12 protein-coding genes are annotated in these 18106 nt (G+C 66.5%); 5 read left to right on the forward strand and 7 right to left on the reverse strand.

Features of this window, described 5'->3' with window-relative positions; genetic code table 11:
* Positions 1–24 precede the first annotated feature (24 nt).
* Positions 25–693: a maleylacetoacetate isomerase gene (gene maiA, locus ACQ5SA_RS10135; RefSeq protein WP_499314148.1), complete on the reverse strand. Its 669-nt coding sequence runs from the start codon at positions 691–693 to the stop codon at positions 25–27.
* Positions 694–707: 14 nt separating this feature from the next.
* A complete protein-coding gene (locus tag ACQ5SA_RS10140; RefSeq protein ID WP_499314149.1) occupies positions 708–1697 on the reverse strand; it encodes a fumarylacetoacetate hydrolase family protein in 990 nt (329 codons plus the stop codon).
* Between the two features lie 932 nt (positions 1698–2629).
* Here ACQ5SA_RS10140 and ACQ5SA_RS10145 point away from each other — a divergent pair.
* Positions 2630–4051, forward strand: a complete 1422-nt coding sequence (locus ACQ5SA_RS10145; protein ID WP_089238573.1) for a DEAD/DEAH box helicase — start codon at positions 2630–2632, stop codon at positions 4049–4051.
* Between the two features lie 537 nt (positions 4052–4588).
* Here ACQ5SA_RS10145 and ACQ5SA_RS10150 read toward each other — a convergent pair.
* Positions 4589–7183, reverse strand: coding sequence for a M14 family zinc carboxypeptidase (locus tag ACQ5SA_RS10150; protein WP_499314150.1), 2595 nt, complete (start codon positions 7181–7183; stop codon positions 4589–4591).
* Positions 7184–7247: 64 nt separating this feature from the next.
* On the reverse strand, positions 7248–9887 hold the full coding sequence (locus ACQ5SA_RS10155; RefSeq protein ID WP_499314151.1) for a TonB-dependent receptor plug domain-containing protein: 2640 nt from the start codon (positions 9885–9887) through the stop codon (positions 7248–7250).
* A 195-nt stretch (positions 9888–10082) separates the two neighbouring features.
* On the opposite strand from ACQ5SA_RS10155, the gene queD reads away from it, so the two are divergent.
* Positions 10083–10445, forward strand: a complete 363-nt coding sequence (gene queD, locus ACQ5SA_RS10160; RefSeq protein ID WP_230113347.1) for a 6-carboxytetrahydropterin synthase QueD — start codon at positions 10083–10085, stop codon at positions 10443–10445.
* A gap of 478 nt (positions 10446–10923) precedes the next feature.
* On the opposite strand, the gene asnB is transcribed toward queD, so the two are convergent.
* Positions 10924–12825, reverse strand: coding sequence for an asparagine synthase (glutamine-hydrolyzing) (gene asnB / locus ACQ5SA_RS10165; RefSeq protein ID WP_230113174.1), 1902 nt, complete (start codon positions 12823–12825; stop codon positions 10924–10926).
* Positions 12826–13170: 345 nt separating this feature from the next.
* Here asnB and ACQ5SA_RS10170 point away from each other — a divergent pair, with 345 nt between their 5' ends.
* On the forward strand, positions 13171–13860 hold the full coding sequence (locus ACQ5SA_RS10170; protein WP_099821602.1) for a winged helix-turn-helix domain-containing protein: 690 nt from the start codon (positions 13171–13173) through the stop codon (positions 13858–13860).
* Positions 13857–15200: an ATP-binding protein gene (locus tag ACQ5SA_RS10175; protein ID WP_499314152.1), complete on the forward strand. Its 1344-nt coding sequence runs from the start codon at positions 13857–13859 to the stop codon at positions 15198–15200. Before ACQ5SA_RS10170 ends, ACQ5SA_RS10175 begins: the two co-directional genes overlap by 4 nt.
* Here ACQ5SA_RS10175 and ACQ5SA_RS10180 read toward each other — a convergent pair.
* The gene (locus ACQ5SA_RS10180; protein ID WP_499314153.1) at positions 15197–16669 is read right to left on the reverse strand and encodes a sensor histidine kinase; all 1473 of its coding nucleotides are present in this window, start codon (positions 16667–16669) and stop codon (positions 15197–15199) included. The two genes, ACQ5SA_RS10175 and ACQ5SA_RS10180, sit on opposite strands and share 4 nt — an antisense overlap.
* Positions 16666–17385, reverse strand: a complete 720-nt coding sequence (locus ACQ5SA_RS10185) for a response regulator transcription factor (RefSeq protein ID WP_499314154.1) — start codon at positions 17383–17385, stop codon at positions 16666–16668. The genes ACQ5SA_RS10180 and ACQ5SA_RS10185 overlap by 4 nt, the downstream gene beginning before the upstream one ends.
* Before the next feature lie 144 nt (positions 17386–17529).
* On the opposite strand from ACQ5SA_RS10185, the gene msrB reads away from it, so the two are divergent.
* Entirely contained in the window at positions 17530–18105 is a 576-nt protein-coding gene (msrB, locus tag ACQ5SA_RS10190; protein ID WP_499314155.1) for a peptide-methionine (R)-S-oxide reductase MsrB, read from the forward strand.
* Position 18106 lies beyond the last annotated feature (1 nt).

An 18106-nucleotide genomic window follows, 5' to 3' on the forward strand; every position in this document is an offset into this window, starting at 1 on the left:
ATGCCCGGCGAGCACCGCGGCACGTCAGGCAGCGTCGATCTGGTTTTCCGGACGTGCACCGGTGAATGCGTCGAGCTGCTGGCAGGCGGTCTCGATCCGGCGGAGGAACGGGTACGGCGCCAGATCCAGACCAAACCGATGCGCGTTGTACAACTGCGGCAACAGGCAGATGTCAGCCAGACCCGGGCGGTCACCGTGGCAGAACCTGCCGGTGTCTACGCTGGCGGCCAGCATCGCCTCCATCGCCGCGAAGCCTTCGGCCATCCAGTGCAGCGTCCATTGCGTGCGTGCATCGGCAGGCAACTGCAGATCGCGCTCCAGGTACTGCATCACCCGCAGGTTGTTGATCGGATGGATGTCACAGGCCACCAGTTGCGCCAGCGCCCGCACGCGTGCGCGGCCAGCAGCGTCGGCCGGCAGCAGCGGCACCTGCGGGAAGCGCTCTTCCAGATACTCCAGGATCGCCAGCGACTGGGTCAGCACGTGACCGTCATGCAGCAGCGTCGGCACCAGCTGCTGCGGGTTGAGCCCGCGATAGGCGTCATGATGCTGCTCACCGCCCTCGCGCACCAGATGCACCGGTCGTGCTTCGAAGGCCAGGCCTTTCAATGCCAGGCCGATGCGCACGCGGTAGGCGGCGCTGGATCGCCAGTAGGTGTACAGCACGATGCCGTCGTCGACCGGAATCTCCATCGCCGCCTCCATGCTCAGGGCTTGGCCGCCTGTTCGATACGCTGCTCGATCGCACCGAAGATGCTGTTGCCGGCGGCATCGAGCATTTCGATGCGCACCACATCGCCGAAGGACATGAACGGCGTACTCGGCTTGCCGTCGCGCAGGGTTTCCACCACGCGCTGCTCGGCGAAGCAGGAAGCGCCCTTGCTGGTGTCTTCGTTGGCGATGGTGCCCGAGCCGACGATGGTGCCGGCACTGAGCGGACGCGTCTTCGCCGCGTGTGCAACCAGCTGGGCGAAGTTGAACTGCATGTCGACACCGGCTTCCGGCGCGCCGAACCACTTATCGTTGATGTGGGTCAGCAGCGGCAGGTGCACCTTGCTGTCCTGCCAGGCAGCGCCCAGCTCATCGGGGGTGACAAACACCGGCGACAACGCCGAGCGCGGCTTGGACTGCAGGAAGCCAAAGCCCTTGGCCAGCTCGCCCGGGATCAGATTGCGCAGCGAGACGTCGTTGACCAGGCCGATCAGCTGGATGTGGCCGGCGGCCTGCTCCGGCGTGGCCGCCATCGGCACGTCGTCGGTGATCACCACGATCTCTGCTTCCAGATCGATGCCGTAGTCCTCGCTGACCACCTTGACCGCATCGCGCGGGCCGTAGAATCCGGCACTGGTGGCCTGGTACATCAGCGGATCGCTGTAGAAGCTCTCCGGCACCTCGGCGCCGCGGGCGCGACGTACGCGCTCGACGTGCGGCAGGTAGGCGCTGCCGTCAACGAATTCGTAGGCGCGCGGCATCGGCGCGGCCAGGGTCAGCGGGTCCAGATCGAACACGCCATCGGCGTCACCGGCATTGAGCGAGTCATACAGGGCGTTCAGGCGCGGGGCCAGATGGCTCCAGTCCTCCAGGGCCAACTGCAGGGTGGCGGCGATGCCGGTGGCGCGTACGCCGTGGCGCAGGTCACGCGAGACGACGATCAGGGTGCCGTCGCGGCCGCCTTCCTTCAAGGAACCAAGCTTCATGGTGGGTGTCCGGAGTCGTGGGCAAACAAGTTTCAAGTGTAATCAAATATGCGGCGCAGCCAAGCTGCAGCGCGGCATCGCCTCACCCTACCGTAGTGGGGGGTGTTAGGCAGGGCTGCGCCCTGCACCTGCAGAAGCTTTCAAGCCAAAGCCCGAGCAACGGCCAAAGCGGCATTCCGTGGGATGGCGGGGCGGTGTCGGATTGCGGGGACGCCGTAAACCCATCCCTGGGGGCTTGGCAGCCGCATCCATGCGGCTGACACCCCGCAATCCGACACCGCCCCACCTTCGACAGTTTCCCGATGACGGTTGGTAGATCCACGCCATGCGTGGATGGATCTCCATCGAAATCAAATATTTCGACAATTGAACGTAGATCCACGCATAGCGTGGATCTACCGTGTCGACCTAGGTCGACACCCACCAAGAGCAGGCCATGCCATCCCGACAGATTGCGGGGATCTGTCGAAGGCGGGGTGGGTCCGGTTGCGGGGGTGTCCGCGGCATGGATGCCGCGGCCAAGCCTACAGGGACGCACTTGCGGCGTCCCCCGCAACCGGACCCACCCCGCCATCCCACAGGAACCCGGCTTTTGCCGTTGCCGTTGCCTTGGCCTCGGCGGGTGCAGGGCGCAGCCATGCCGGAAACCCCAACCTGAACAGCCTGTTTTGCGTGAGGTCTCATCCTTCCGCTAGACTATGCGGGTCTGCAGCGGCCGTCCGTTTCCCTCCGGGATCGCCGGCGACAGGGGTCCGCCCCATCGCCCGCCCCCACTCCGACGCCGTTCGTCACGCATTCCAGCCTGCGCTTCGCGTTGGCTGCACCCAATTCTCGCAGCGCGGTTCACGGGAACGCTCCGAGTCAGCCGATCAGTTTGATCTGCCCCCGTCTGTCCGTTCGGACAGGCGTTAACTGTACTTGGAGCAATCTCGATGTCTTTTGAATCCCTGGGCCTTGCGCCCTTCCTGCTGCGTGCGCTCGCCGAGCAGGGCTACGAAACCCCGACCCCGATCCAGCAGCAGGCGATCCCGCTGGTGCTGGCCGGTCGCGACCTGCTGGCCGGCGCACAGACCGGCACCGGCAAGACCGCCGCGTTCGGCCTGCCGCTGCTGCAGCACCTGGGCACCGCTTCGCAGGAAGTGCGCACCGGCCCGCGCAAGCCGCGCGCGCTGATCCTGGCACCGACCCGCGAACTGGCCACCCAGGTGCATGACAGCCTGCGCGGTTACAGCAAGTACCTGCGCATCCCCAGCGCCTGCATCTACGGCGGCGTCGGCATGGGCAACCAGCTCGACATCCTGCGTCGCGGCGTGGACCTGCTGGTGGCCTGCCCGGGCCGCCTGATCGACCATCTGGAGCGTCGCAGCATCGACCTGTCCGGCATTGAACTGCTGGTGCTGGACGAAGCCGACCGCATGCTGGACATGGGCTTCCTGCCCTCGATCAAGCGCATCCTGGCCAAGCTGCCCAAGCAGAACCGTCAGACCCTGCTGTTCTCGGCCACCTTCGAGGACAACATCCGGCAGTTGGCGCTGGAGTTCATGCGCAACCCGGAGCAGATCCAGGTCACGCCGAAGAACACCGTGGCCGAGACCATCACCCACAAGGTGCATCCGGTCGATGCCAGCCGCAAGCGCGATCTGCTGCTGCACCTGTTGGCGCAGGACAGCCGCGAGCAGACCCTGGTGTTTGCCCGCACCAAGCACGGCAGCGACAAGCTGGCCGCGTTCCTGGAAAAGTCCGGCATCAAGACCGCGGCGATCCACGGCAACAAGAGCCAGGGCCAGCGCCTGCGTGCGCTGGGCGACTTCAAGGCCGGCCGCGTGACCGTGCTGGTGGCCACCGACATCGCCGCGCGCGGTATCGACATCAACGAGCTGCCGAAGGTGATCAACTTCGATCTGCCGATGGTGGCCGAAGACTACGTGCACCGCATTGGCCGTACCGGCCGCAACGGTGCTACCGGTGAAGCGATTTCGCTGGTTGCGCAGGACGAAGTGAAGCTGCTGCGCGCGATCGTGCGCCTGCTGGGCCGCGACATGGACATCCGCGATGTGCCGGGCTTCGAGCTGCAGACGCCGATCCGCTGGGGCAACAGTGCTCCGGGCAAGGCCGAGGCCGATACCGGCGAGCGCGTGCCGCGCAAGACCCACGCGCGCCGTCCGCACGGCGATGCGCCGCGTCATGCACACGCAGGCCCGAAGAAGGCCGGCGGTGGCCGCCGCGAGGGTGCTGGCAACGGCCAGCAGCGCGCGGGCGCAGGTGCCGGTCAGGGCCAGCGTCGCGGTGGCGGTGCCAATACGGGTGGCGGTCGTGGCCGCGGCCAGGGCGGCGGCGGCGGTCGCGCCAGCTGATCCCGGCTGACAGGGATGGCGTCTCCCGCTGCGCGGGGGCTGCTTATCGGGGGACGACGCTGACGCGTCGTCCCTTTTTTGTTGCTGGCTGCCGAATGGTTTGAGAGCTGGCGGTGGGCTTGGCTTGAGGCGGCGCAGGGCGGAGTGGGCGCAAAACACGCCGTAAACCCATCCATGGGGGCTCGATCGCGCCATCCATGGCGCTCACGGTTTTGCGTCCACTCCGCCCTACGCCGCTTCCATCATTACCAGCGCCTTCTTGTCCCGCCGGATAGCCGGGAGAAGAAGGATCAAGTTCAAATTCAAAGACAAAAGCAAAAGCCGAAATTCCAGCTTTTGCTTTTGCATTTGCCCTTGCTCCCGCCTTGGGTTTGATGCATCCGCGCCCGCAGGAAACTGTCTGGGGAGGACGGATGGGCCGCGCAGGACCGCAGGCGCCATGGATGGCGCCTACGAGCCTACAGGGACGTACTTGCGGCGTGTCCTGCGCGGCCCATCCGTCCTCCCTATCCCAGCGTCAATTCGGCGCGTAATGCCTCAACCCCGCGCTTTCGCCGGATTCACCAGATTCCCAAAGAAGATCGCATTGATCAGCAACCGGTCGGTGCCATGCCAGTACTTGCGATGCGCCGGATCATCCGCAAACAGGATCACGTTGCCCTGCCCCTGCGCCGACACCAGCAGCCACGCACTGCCAGCCACGCGACTGCGGTTGCGCTCGGACAGATACCCGTTTACCCGTGGCGTGTCGTCGATCCGTACCACCGTGGAAAACCCGTTCGTGCTCGGCTGCAGGATGACCGTGTTCTCCTTGTTGATCGCCAGCTGTCGGCGCGGCACGCCGAACGCCAAAGGATGGCTGGGATCGACGTCGGCGCTGAGGATGTTGCCGCTGACACGCTCGATCGCGGCGATATCTCGCTGATCACCGAAAGCGCGGCGCGCGGTGTCGCCTGCGTCCTCCTCCTTGCCCAGCTTCTCGCCGTCGGCAAGCTTCTGTTCGATCGCCCACTTCGAAGCGCTGCCATAGGTGACCAGTGATCCACCGGCCTGGATCCAGCGCTTCAATGCCGCTACCGCGGTTGCGTCGATGCCCGTGTAGGTGCCGCCGGAAAGCACGATGGTGGTGTAGCGGTCCAGCGATACCTTGCCCAGCTGCTGCGGGTCCAGCTTGCTGGCCGGCAAGCGCAGCTGCTGGTCGAGCAGGAACCAGGCCGAACCGATTTCGGTGGCGGCCACGCCCTCGCCCATCACCAGCGCGACGGCGGGCTTGCGCAGTGCCTTGACGCCGTCACTGCCAAGGTCGATGCCATCGCGGCTGCGACCGCTGGCCAGTGCATGCACCTGCACGCCAGCGGCCCGCGCAGCGGCGGTGACCGCCTCCTGCAGCGCCGCGCCCTGCAGCGGCTGTCCCGCCACCGGCACCACGATGCTGCCACCGGCAAAGGCCACGTCACCCTGTGCGGTGCTGGCGGTGAACGGCTGGAAGGTGGCACGCGTGGACAAGCCCTTGGCCTGCAGGCCGGCCAGTGCGCGGCCCGCGTTGTAGTCGCGCCAGTCGATCACGTAGGCGAAGCCCGCTTCACCACCAATCACCCCGCCCTGTACTGCGGGAACCTCAAGCACGCGGGCGCCGCCGTCGATGCGGCTGCGGCTGCCGGCAGAGGCCACGCCGTAGGCCGGTGCGATCGCATAGCTGGTGCTGCCGTAGAACACGTCGCCCTTGATCGGCGGGGTCTCGGCGAAGATCGAATGGACCAGCCGGAACTGCGCCTGCTGCACCGGCACCACGTAGGCAGTGCCCGCTTCGAAACGCTGGCCATCCACGGTGACGGCGCGATCCAGCGCATGCACTTCAATCCTGTGCAGCAACAGCAGTTCCAGCAGGCGTCGGGTCAATGCCGGATCATGCGCGTCGCCGAACACGAAGCTCTTCACCGGCTGCTGCGCGGCCTGCTTCAGCGCGCTCTGGAAGAACTGCTTCTGCAGATCGAACAGCGCGCTGCGCTCGGTCACCGCACCCCGTACCGTGCCCAGACCGGTGGCAACCTGGTTGCGGATGGTGAACGGGAACGTCAGCAGGCCATTCACCGATTCCTGCACGCGACCACGCGAACTGGCCTGTTCGACGGTGACACCAACCGCGCCGTGGAAATCCGGATAGGTCGAGCCGTACACGGGCGAAAAATTGTCGAAGTTCTCACCGGTGTAGTACAGCGAACCCAGTGCATCGAGTGCCTGGGCGTGGTACTTGGCCAGGGTCTTGTTGAACTCGTACGACGCCGCCGGGATCAACGGACTATGCATGCTCTTCGGCGAGGGCTCGAAGTAGTACGTGCTGTCCTTGCCCATCTCGTGGAAGTCGATCTGCACGTTCGGGTACCACTGGTGGAACTGCGCCACCTTGGGTCGCGAATCCTGCTGGGTCAGCGCCAGCCAATCGCGGTTGAGATCGGTGAAATAGTGGTTGGTGCGGCCCTGCGGGAACGGTTCGACGTGCTCCTTGTCGGCCGGATCGGCCGAGGCCGGATCTGACGCCCAGGCGTTGTGCCAGTTGGCGGCGCGGTCGCGGCCATCGGGATTCTGCGCCGGGTCGAACAGCACCACCGCCTGTTGCAGCCACTGCTGCGTTTCCGCGCTGCGGTTGGCCACCAGGTAGTAAGCGGTCAGCATCGCGGCTTCGCCGCTGGAGGTCTCGTTGCCGTGCACGCTGTAGCCCAGCCACACCACCACCGGACTGTCACCGGCAGCGCTGCGCGGCTGCGCCGGATCGACCAGGGTCGCGTGCTGCTGGCGGATCTGTTCCAGCCGCGCGTGGTTGCCGGCAGCGGTGACCGTGGCAATCAGCAGCGGGCGGCCCTCATAGCTGCGGCCGATCTCGCGCACGCTGATCTTGTCCGAGTGCTTGGCCAGCTCCTGGAAGTAAGCCACCAGCTGGTCGTGGCGGGTGTAACGGCTGCCGATCGGATAACCGAGGAACTGCTCCGGCGTGGGAATGGCGGTATCGAAGGCCGCTGCATCGGTGGTCTGCGGGAAGAAATAGGCGCTCTGCGCATGCACCGCAGAGGGCAGCGATACGGCGGTGGCGACGGCAAGCAACAGCGGGAAAACAGCACGGCGGCGGAAGGACACGGTGACTCCCCAGGAACATGGCAACACGGCCGGCCACACAGGGTGGCCGGCCGCGGCGGGTGGATCAGAAGCGGTAATCGAAGCCCAGCGTGAAGTAGCGGCCACGCAGGTCGTACTGGCTGAAGTCGTACGGCGCGCGGATGCCCGGGAACGAGGCGTCGTACGGCGGCGTCTTGTCACCAAGGTTCTGCACCTTGGCATACACGGTCAGGTTCTCGATGCCGGTGTAGCCCAGGTACAGATCGAACTGGTTGTAGGCGTCGACGCGGTTCTGCACCGCAGCGGCGGCGGTGCTGGCCTTCTGGTCGTAGCCACTGGTGTAGTACCAGGTCACCGCAGCGGTGTAGTCGCTGTACTTCCAGTCCAGGGTGGTGGTGGCCTTGTTCTTCGGCAGGGTGGCGCCGAGGTTGCTGCCCGCATAGTCCACCAACGGGCCACCGACCACGGTCGGGCGCCGGTAGTCGCGCACGTGGGTGTAGGCCGAGGTCACGGTGAAGTCACCGAAGGCGGTGGTCGGGATGCGCTGGCGCAGCTCGACGTCGATGCCCGAGGTCTTCAGCTCGCTCAGGTTCTGGTAGCGGTTGTAGACCGCCTGCAGCTTGCCGCGCTCATCGCGCTGCACAGCACCAGCCACGTTGTCGTTGACCAGGGTCTGGGTGTTGTTGGTACCGACCAGGTTGTCCAGCTGGATGCGGTAGTAGTCGATGCTCAGGTTGGTGTTCGCCCACGGCGACAGCACCACCCCGAAGTTCACGCTCTTGGTGCGCTCCGGCTTCAGGTCGCTGTTGCCGACGGTGAAGAAGGTCGGGTTCTGCCGCGAGCCCGGCACGTCCGGATCACGCGGATCGACCACGCTGCCGTAGGCGATGCTGGTGCTGTTGGAATTCTCCGACAGCGACGGCGCACGGAAGCCCTTCGACGCGGACGCACGCACCAGCAGGAAATCCAGCGGCTGCCAGCGCAGACCGAGCTTGGGCGAGAACGCGTCGCCGAAGTCATCGTAATGATCGGCGCGGGCGGCGGCGGACAGTTCCAAGGTCGAAGCCAGCGGCACGTTGACCTCGGCATAGGCGGCGCTGACCTTGCGTTCGCCATGCACTTCAGCGATGGCCGGGCGCACCTGCAGGCCGGCATCGATCTGCCACGGGTTGTTCGAATCGAGCTTCTCGCGGCGCCATTCGGCACCGGCAGCGAAACCGATGTCGCCGGCCCAGGTATGGCCGAGGCTGCCGGAGATCTTCGCGTCGATGCCCTGCAGCACCGACTCGGCCGGACGCAGGGTGGCGATGTTGATCGAATCGCGCACCGACTGCGGCGTGGCCGCCGGATTCAGCAGGTTGTAGCTGCCGGTCGCCAGCGCATTGGCCAGTGCCCAGCGGTTGGCGAAGCCGCCGGAGACGGTTTCGCGCTCGCTGCTGCGCGCACCGAATGCGGCCACTTCCCAGTCCCACTTCTCGGTGTTGCCACGCAGCCCGAACACACCGCGATAGGCGGTGGAGCGGTTGGTCTTGATGGTGCCGCCGAGGTCGAAGAAGGTGTATTCGATCGGGATCGCGCGGCCGTACGGGTTGTGCGGATTGCTGGCCGGCAGGTTGGACGACACCGGCTCGGCCAGGCCGGTCTGCGCGTTCAGTGCGAAGCGACCGCTTTCCAGGGTGAAGAACGGGCTGCTGCCGAACCACGCCGCGCTCTTGATCTGGCTGTACAGCACTTCGCCGAAGGCTTCGACGTTGTCGCCGAGGCGGAAGGTGCCGTTGGCGTAAGCCTGGTAGCGCTTGGTGGACGGAATCAGGGTGGTGAACGGGGCCTGGTTGAAGCCGCAGGTGTCACCGGCCAGACCGTCGATCGGTGCACTGGCCACGCGGGTGGTGCCGGTGGGGCAGTTGCCGTTGGCATCGAGCATCGGCACGGAGGTGCCATTGACCAGATAGCGTGCGCCCTTGGCCGACCAGCCGTTCCAGCGGCCGCCGGGCTGGTCGCTGTAGATGCCGCTCTTGGTCAGGTTGCGCTCGTCCTGGTCCAGTCGCTCGCGGTTGTAGGCCTGCAGGCTGAAGAGGATGTTGTAGCCGTCCTTGTCGATGTCGCCCAGACCGCCGACGAACTTCAGGTTCTGCTCGTGCAGGCCGCCCTGGTCGGCGCCACCGAAGCTGCCGCCGATCTCGGCGCCTTCGAAGTTCTGCCGGGTGATGATGTTGACCACACCGGCCACTGCATCACTGCCGTACACCGCGGATGCACCGTCCTTGAGCACTTCGATGCGTTCGACAGCCACCAGCGGCAGCGCGTTGAGATCGACGAAGGTGTCCGACAGGCCGCCGGCCGGGAAGCCGTAGTTGGCCAGGCGCCGGCCGTTGAGCAGCACCAGCGTGTTCTTCTGCGAGAGACCGCGCAGGCCGATGCCGGCCGAGCCCGACGCCCAACCGTTGTTGGTGGTCTCGTTGCTGGCGTTGCCGGTGTTGGCCGAGATCGAGCGCAGCACATCGGCCACGGTGGCCTTGCCGGTCTGTTCCAGCTGCTGGCGGCCAATCACCTGCACGGGGTTGGAGGCTTCCGTGTCAGCGCGTTTGATGTTGGAACCGGTGACGCGCACGGCAGCCAGGGTACTGGCTTCGCCGCTGGCGTCAGCGGTGGTTTCGGCGGCGGCAGACAAAGGCGCGGCCAGAGCGACGGCCAGGGCCGCCACAAGCAGGGTGTGCTGGGGCATGACGATGTGGGGGAGGTAGTGGAAGGACGAGGTAAGTTCCGCAGTAATCCATGCCTGGCCGGGCTGCGGCCAATAACATCTCTTCATACGGATATAAGAGAAACTATCATCTCTTCATCCGGATGGAAAGAATTTCTTCACAGAAGGACAACGCGGGATCGGGCTGATCGGGCGCCTGCGGCGTACAATCGGGGCATGGAAATCTTCAAAGTCTTCATGCTCGAGGCGGCGCATCGCCTCCCCAACGTGCCGCCGGGGCACAAATGCGCGCGTCTGCACGGCCACTCCTTCCGGGTGGAACTGAAGGTTGAGGGCGAGCCGGGTGCGCAGACCGGCTGGATCATGGATTTCGGCGATGTGAAGGCGGCGTTCCAGCCGATCTACGACCGCCTGGACCACCACTACCTCAATGACATCCCCGGCCTGGAGAACCCGACCAGCGAGAATCTGGCCGTATGGATCTGGGCCGAGCTCAAGCCCATCCTGCCGGCATTGAGCGAGATCACGGTGCACGAAACCTGCACCTCGGGCTGCCGCTACCGCGGCCCAGCCGCCTGATCAACCCCTTGATCTGAAAGGCATCAAGGCGCCGAACGCGGCGCCTTCGTGATTTTTGTTGCAATGCCGCATGATCGGCGTATGCTGCATTGCATCAATACAAATGCACGGCGGATGCGACTGGCAACAGCCACTGGCGCGACGCCCACGCTCATTGCATGGGTCCCTCCCCCCATGCAATCCGGACCCGGCAGATCCCTCCCTCTGCCGGGTCTTTTTTTGTCTGGCGTCTGGATTCTGGAGCGCGTCTTCGTCCGGGTCTCTGCGAGCTGAAGGGCCCCGTCGGAGCAGGTAGGGGCCTAGGCAAATGTCCCCCGGCGCCGGCCGTTGGCCGTCACCTCCCCCTTTACTTTGCCCAGCCCCCTACCCGCCCCGACGAGGCTCGGCTTGCGGCAGCAGGCGCGCAGATCGCTGCTTTCCTGAGGCCACCGAAGATCTCCCCACGCAGGGCGGAATGAGTTCGTCGCGCAAGGAATACTCAGCGCCCGCGGTTGCCGTGCCAGTGCTGGTACCACGCCTGGAACATCAACACGTTCCACAGGTGCGTATGCCATTTGCGCTCGCCGCGCAGGAACGCCTCCCAGATCGCGCGCACGCGCACCGCGTCGAAGCAGCCCTGGTTGCGCAGCAGCTGCGGATCGAGCAGTGCTTCTGCCCAATCGCGCAGCGGGCCAGCCAGCCAGCGCGCCATCGGCGGGCCGAAGCCGCGCTTGGGACGATAGACCAGCGGCGCGGGCAGGTAGCGCGAAAGCAGATGCTTGAGGATCAGCTTGTGCTCACCATCGTGGTACTTCAGGTGCTGCGGCAGGCGCCAGGCCAGGCGCACCACCTCCATGTCCAGCAAGGGCGAGCGTGTTTCCACGCCGGCCGCCATACCGGCACGGTCGACCTTGGCAAGAATGCCTTCGGCCAGATCCATACGGAAATCCAGCAGCTGGATGCGCGCTTCTGCCGGCAGTGCGGTGTCCTGCTGCTGGAAGATCGTCGCCGGCTCGCGTGCGCCCAATACCACCTGGGTCGGCTGCCGCCAGCGGGTAACGCGCTGCAGGTAATGCCCCTCCACATCGTTGGCCGCCACTTCGGCCACCAGTGCCCGCCAACCGCCAAGACGCCCCCGCTCCACGTTCAAGCGGCTGCTGCCACGTCGCGCGAGGTCGCGCACCCAGTCCGGCAGGCCACCGCACAGGCGCGCATTGCGCAAGGCACGGCCATAGCTGGGATGGCCGAAGAACAGTTCGTCGCCGCCGTCGCCGGTCAGCGCCACCGGCTTGCGCGCGCCGAGCAGTTCGCTGGCCAGCAAGGTGGGCAGCTGCGAAGCATCGGCGAACGGTTCGCACCAGACCTGCGGCAAGCGCTGCAGCAGGTCCAGGCCCTGCCGGCTGTCCATCCTGTGCAGGTGGTGATGCACGCCCAGGTGGCGCGCGACCTGCGAGGCCCAGTCGCTCTCGTCGTGACCGGGGTCGTCGAAACCCACCGTCCATGCTTCCACCGGCAACGCCGACTGCGCCTGCATCATCGCCACCACCAGCGAGGAATCGGTACCCCCGGACAGGAATGCACCGCAGGCCACGGGTGAATGCATGCGCGCGGCGATCGCCTGCTGCAGCACCACCTCCAACTGGTCGGTGGCCTGCTCGAGGCTGGGCGCCGGCTGCAACGGCTCCTGCAGCGCGGATTGCATCGCATCGCGCGCGCACCAGTAACGATGGCCTCCCTGCGTCGCCTGCGTTGATCCGCCGGCGGCATGGTCGTTGAGGTCCACGCGCAGCATCGCCCCGGCCACCAGCTTGTGGATGCCGCGATAGATGGTGTGCGGCGCGGGCACATAGTCATGGCGCAGCAGCAGGCTCAATGCATCCTGGTCGATGCTGGGAGCAAACCCGGCGAAGGCCTGCAGCGCCTTCAACTCAGAAGCGAACAGGAACTGGCCCTGGTACCACCCGTAATACAACGGCCGTTCGCCGACCGGGTCGCGCGCCAGCCAGAGTTCATGCGCATGGCGGTCCCAGACGCTGAACGCAAACGCCCCTTCGATGCGCGACAGCGCACGCTGCACGCCCCACTCGACGATGGCCTGCAGCAGCAGGCGTGCATCGGTGCAGCTGCGCGGCAGATCACGCAGCTGCGACTGCAGCGCGGCTCTGTTGTAGATGCGGCCATCCAGGCACAGCACGTAGCGCCCGCAGCTGGAACTGAGCGGCTGCAACGGCATGTCGGTCGGCGCGCGGCAATGACCGAGGGCCAGTCCTGCGTCGGCATCGGTCCAGTAACCGATGCGACCCCGGCCGCGCTGCTGCAGCGCCCGCAGCATCGGCGCCAGCTGCTGCAGCAGCTGCTCGTCGTCGGCAGGCGGCAGCCAGGCCCCGACCACGCCGCTCATCGCTGGCCTCCATGGCAATGGCAATCAAGGGAAAGCACGGGGCAGGAAGCGGACGGCATGAGGGCGGCACGCGGATGGGGAGAGCTGCCATGCTCCGCCCCGCCGCGCGCCACGTCAGTCGTAGCGCTGTCAGCGACCGTCACCGCAGGCACGCCTTGCGTAACGTTTTGTAACAACCGGATTGCTAACCTGCCGCCAAGTCATTGCCCGGCCTGAGGCCCGGCCCGTGCGCCAGCAACCCCGGCTGAATGGCGCCCGCCCCCAGGACCCGGGCGGCCCGACAGCTGGGATAGCATCGCCGCGCTCGTGCCACGGCGGTACGGAAGTGCCCCGGAGGCCTTGTAAATGCTGGATATCGTACTGGTTGAAGACGACGCTCGGCTGGGCACGATGGTCAGCGACTACCTGCAGCGCCACGGTTACCAGGTCGCCCATGAGCGCTGCGGCCAGCGCGCGATCGCCCGAATCCTCAGCGAGAAGCCGGCGCTGGTCCTGCTCGACATCGGCCTGCCGGGCCAGGATGGTTTCGAAGTGTGTCGGCAGATCCGGCCCCACTATGACGGGATCATCTGCGTGCTGAGCGCCCGTACCGACAACATCGACCAGGTGCTGGGGCTGGAACTGGGCGCCGACGACTACATCGGCAAGCCGATCGAACCGCGGGTGCTGCTGGCCCGGCTGCGCGCCCACCTGCGCCGCCACCGCCGGGTCGAGCCACGCGATGAAGCGCTGCGTTTCGGTGAACTGAGCATCGACCCGTCCACCCGCAACGTGCATCTGCAGGGCCGCCTGCTGGAGCTGACCACCGCCGAATTCGACCTGCTGTTCCTGCTGGCCGGCAACGCGGGCCAGATCCTCGACCGCGATGCGCTGCTGCGCGGCCTGCGCGGCATCGCCTTCGATGGCCTGGACCGCTCGATCGATGCACGCATCTCGCGCCTGCGGCGCAAGCTGGGCGACAACCCGGAACAGCCCGAGCGGATCAAGACCGTGCGCGGCCGCGGTTACCTGTTCAGCCGGTCGGCATGGGGATGAAGCGCACACCGTCGGCCATGCGTGGCCATGCCTTCCACTTCCTGCGCTACGGCATCGGCTTCCTGGTAGCCCATCTGTTGCTGATCGTGCTCGGGTTGTGGGCCTGGGATGCGCTGCTGGAAGACCGCACCGAGGCCAGCCTGCAGGCGGAAATGCGCGGCCCGCACGCGATGCTGCAACATCGATTCGCCGAAACCCCGCCCGCACAGTGGCCAGCCCTGACACGCCAGCTGGACAGCGATTTCGCCTACCCGCTGCAGCTGATGCCGTTGACCGAAGCGGCCGAGATAGTGCCGGCGAAACAGCGCCAGGGCCTGTACAAGGGACATGTGCAGATCGAGCTGGACAGCATGCGCAGCCTGCAGCGCATCGGCAACAGCAGCAGTGCGTTGATCCTGGGACCATTGGACCAGGCCCTGCCTGAAGAAGGCTGGCAGGACAGCGAGGCCTCCGGCGTGGCCATCATCCTGCTGATCCTGATGGTGGCGGTGGCGTTGCCGATGTACGTGATGGTCTACCGGCTGTGGCGCGATGTATCGCAGCTGGCGCAGACCGCGCGACGGATGCGCGATGGTCAGCTCGACAGCCGCGCGCCGCGCGCGGGTACCGCGCTGGTGCGCCCCTTGGCCAAGGCGTTCAACCACATGGCCGAACAGCTGCAGTTGCTGCTGGAAAGCCAGCGCGTGCTGGCCCAGGCGGTGGCGCACGAAGTACGTACACCGCTGGCACGGATGCGCTTCGGCCTGGCCGACCTGGAAGACACCGGACTGGACGACGCCCAGCGCGATGCGCTGTCCGGGCTGCGCATCGATGTGGACCGCCTGCAGCACCTGACCGACGCCGGCGTTGAATACGCCGCGCTCGGGCGCTGCCATCAGCTCACCCGCCAGCGCCTGCAGCTGGCCGCACTGGTACGCGGCGTGGTCGATCAGTTCGCACCACTGACGATCCCGGTGCAGCAGGACCTGTCACCGGCAGGGCTGGTCAACGTCAATCGGCACATGCTGGAACTGGCGCTGCGCAACCTGCTGGGCAACGCGCTGCGCTATGCGCGCCGGCAGATCCGCATCGTCAGCACGCTCAACGAGGGATGGTTGTGCCTGCAGGTGGAGGACGACGGCCCCGGCATCGCCGTCGAACTGCGCAGCCAGGTGCTGCAGCCCTACGTGCGGCTGGACCAGGCCAGCCCAGGTTTCGGGCTGGGGCTGGCACTGGTGCAGGTGGTGGCGGACAAGCATCGCGGCCACGTGGAAGTGGCTGATTCGGCGCTTGGTGGCGCCTGCATCCGGCTGCTGCTGCCGATGGAAAGCGGTATCGCACCGCCGGCAGAAGACGTCTAGTTCGTCTCGGCATCCGCACGTGGCAAGGCGAACACGAACAGCGCGCCCTGTTCGCTTTCGCGCAGTTCGATACGGCGGCCGTGCAACTGCACGATCCGCTGCACGATCAGCAGGCCGAGCCCGCCGTTTTCGCCACGCCGCGCGCCCAGTGCGGCCGGCGCCTGGAACAGTTGCCCACGCAGCGCCGGCAGCACCCCGGGGCCATCGTCCTGTACCGCCACCTGCACACTGTCGGGCAGCGCCGACAGCTGCACCTGCACGCTGCCACCGTCCGGCGCATGGCGCAGCGCGTTGTCGAGCAGGTTGGTCAGCACGCGCTCCACAAGACCGAGATCGGCACGCACCAGCGGCAAGCCCGGCGGGAACTCAGCATGCAGGCGCTGCCCACGCGCCTGCGCGGCCAGTTCGAATTTCTGCAGCACGTCCTGCAACAATTCCGGCAGCGCGAACACTTCCCACTCCAACCGCACTTCGCCGTGTTCCAGCCGTGCCAGCTCGAACAGTGCGCGGGCAAGACGGCCGACCTTGGCGCTCTGCGCAATCGCGATACCGAGATAGCGACGACGCTCCTGCGGCGACAGCGTGGCTTCCTTCAGTGCCAGCGTTTCCAGGTAACCGTGCAGCGAGGACAACGGCGTGCGCAGGTCGTGCGAGATGTTGGCCACCAGTTCGCGGCGCTGCAGGTCCTGCTGGCGCAGCTGCTGCCACTGTTCGCCCAGCCGCTGTGCCATCTGCGCATGGGCATGTTCGAGGATCTTCAGCTCATCGCGCTCGCCCGCGCGCAGCGGTACCGGCGCTGGCAGCGGCGTGGGTGCGTCGATGTCGAAGGCCTGTATGCGCCGGGTGACCTGGCGCAGCGGCCGGGTTACCCAGTAGAAGGCCACCAGGCCGGCAAGCAGACCCAGCCCGCCTATCAACAGCACCGACCACAGCGTGGTGTGCCATTGGCTGCCAGCGGCCAGGTCATCGGCCAGCATCTGCCGGTGTTCGCCCACCAGCACCACGTACACGTAGCCGGCCTGCCGCCCCTGCACCACCAGCGGAGCGACGCTGAACACCTTGCGGCCATCGGCACTGCGGGGATCGTCACCGAGGATCGGCAGTGCCGCGCCGGACAGCAGGCGCCGCAGCGGTGCCACATCCACCTGGCTGCGCATCAAGTGGCCGCTGGGTGCATCATGGCCGAGAATGCGCCCCTGCTCATCCAGCAGGTACACCTCGACACTGGGGTTGACTGCCATCAGCTGGCCGAACAATGCGCGCACCGCCGCATCACGCATACCACTCGTGTCCATCAGCTCGCTGCGCTGGGCGATGTGCTCGGCCAACCCCAGCGACAGGCGCTGCACCACTTCCTGCTCATGCCGGGTATTGGTGCGCATCTGCCAGGCCAGCAGCGCCATGCAGCACGTCAGCATCAGCGCCGACATCACCAGCGCCAGTTTCTGCCAAAGGTTCGGCTTGATCATGCTGCCGCCCCGGCCGGGTCGACCAGCTTGTAGCCGCGCCCCCACACCGTCAGCAGACGCCGTGGGTTGCCCGGGTCGGTCTCGATCTTGCTGCGCAGGCGGTTGATGTGGGTGTTGACCGTGTGCTCGTAACCATCGTGCTGGTAGCCCCAGACCTGGTTGAGCAGTTCCATCCGCGCAAATACCTGGTCCGGGTGGCGGGCGAAGAACAGCAGCAGTTCGAACTCACGCGGGGTCAGCTCCAACGCATTGCCATCGACGGCGGCCGTGCGCGCGACCGGATCCAGGCGCAGTCCACCGAGTTCAATCGCCCCGGCATCGATGCGTGCGTTCTGTGCCATGGCTTCGGCACGGCGCAGCAGCGCACGCACGCGTGCCACCAGTTCCGGCATCGAGAACGGCTTGGCCAAGTAGTCGTCCGCACCCAGTTCCAGACCGACGATGCGCTGGGTTTCGCTGCCGCGCGCACTGATGATGATGATCGGCACATAGCGCGCCATCGCGCGTGCACGCTGGCAGATCTGCAGGCCGTCCACGCCCGGCAGCATCACGTCCAGTACCAGCGCATCCCACGGGCCTTCCTGTTCGATCAGGCGCAGGCCGGCATCACCGCTGGCGGCGTGTGCGACTTCATAGCCCTCATCGCCCAGGTGCATGCGCAGCAGGTCGGCGATGTGGGCATCGTCTTCAACGATCAGGACACGTTTGGCGGACATCGGCAGGTTCAGGCCAGTGGGGAGGCTGCCCGCATTGTGGCGCGGGAGCGGCGTGGATACCTCACGAAAAATTGAATCCTGCGTGAGGATTCGTTGACCGGAGGGGGCGCAGGATGGCCCCGTCGCCCCTTCCCGGAGTCCGCCATGTCCCTCACCCGCCGCCATCTGCTGGGCCTGGGCGGTGCTGTCACCGCCGCCGGCCTGCTGGGCCTGGGCGCGTGCAGCCGTGCTGCTCCCGCCGCTGCCGAGGCACGGCCTTCGCGACAGTTCGAGGTGGCCCGCAGCGACGCCGAGTGGCGCCGGCTGCTGAGCCCGGCGCAGTACGCTGTGCTGCGCCAGCAGGCCACCGAACGTCCCTGGAGCAGCCCGCTGAACAAGGAACACCGGCAGGGTACGTTCGCCTGCTCCGGCTGCGCGTTGCCGCTGTTCTCGTCGTCCACCAAGTTCGAGAGCCACACCGGCTGGCCCAGCTTCTGGGCGCCGCTGCACAACGCCATCGGCGAAGACCGCGACACCACTTTCGGCATGTTGCGGGTGGAGGCACATTGCCGCCGTTGTGGCGGCCACCTCGGCCACGTGTTCAACGACGGCCCGCGCCCGACCGGACTGCGCTACTGCATGAACGGTGCGGCGATGGTGTTCATGCCCGGGGCTGCACAACAGGACGCCGCTGGCGGCTGGCGCGTGCCACTCGGTTCTTCCCCCGTTTCTGGAGCCTGAT

Origin of the sequence: Stenotrophomonas indicatrix (assembly GCF_050573115.1) — a bacterium.
GTDB classification, from domain to species: Bacteria; Pseudomonadota; Gammaproteobacteria; order Xanthomonadales; family Xanthomonadaceae; genus Stenotrophomonas; species Stenotrophomonas lactitubi_A.

Coding starts and splice junctions, on each gene's coding strand:
- ACQ5SA_RS10140 (WP_499314149.1), bottom strand. CDS start 1,697: ATGAAGCTTGGTTCCTTGAAGGAAGGCGGCCGCGACGGCACCCTGATC.
- ACQ5SA_RS10145 (WP_089238573.1), top strand. CDS start 2,630: ATGTCTTTTGAATCCCTGGGCCTTGCGCCCTTCCTGCTGCGTGCGCTC.
- ACQ5SA_RS10175 (WP_499314152.1), top strand. CDS start 13,857: ATGAAGCGCACACCGTCGGCCATGCGTGGCCATGCCTTCCACTTCCTG.
- ACQ5SA_RS10170 (WP_099821602.1), top strand. CDS start 13,171: ATGCTGGATATCGTACTGGTTGAAGACGACGCTCGGCTGGGCACGATG.
- queD (WP_230113347.1), top strand. CDS start 10,083: ATGGAAATCTTCAAAGTCTTCATGCTCGAGGCGGCGCATCGCCTCCCC.
- ACQ5SA_RS10155 (WP_499314151.1), bottom strand. CDS start 9,887: ATGCCCCAGCACACCCTGCTTGTGGCGGCCCTGGCCGTCGCTCTGGCC.
- ACQ5SA_RS10185 (WP_499314154.1), bottom strand. CDS start 17,385: ATGTCCGCCAAACGTGTCCTGATCGTTGAAGACGATGCCCACATCGCC.
- ACQ5SA_RS10180 (WP_499314153.1), bottom strand. CDS start 16,669: ATGATCAAGCCGAACCTTTGGCAGAAACTGGCGCTGGTGATGTCGGCG.
- msrB (WP_499314155.1), top strand. CDS start 17,530: ATGTCCCTCACCCGCCGCCATCTGCTGGGCCTGGGCGGTGCTGTCACC.
- maiA (WP_499314148.1), bottom strand. CDS start 693: ATGGAGATTCCGGTCGACGACGGCATCGTGCTGTACACCTACTGGCGA.
- asnB (WP_230113174.1), bottom strand. CDS start 12,825: ATGAGCGGCGTGGTCGGGGCCTGGCTGCCGCCTGCCGACGACGAGCAG.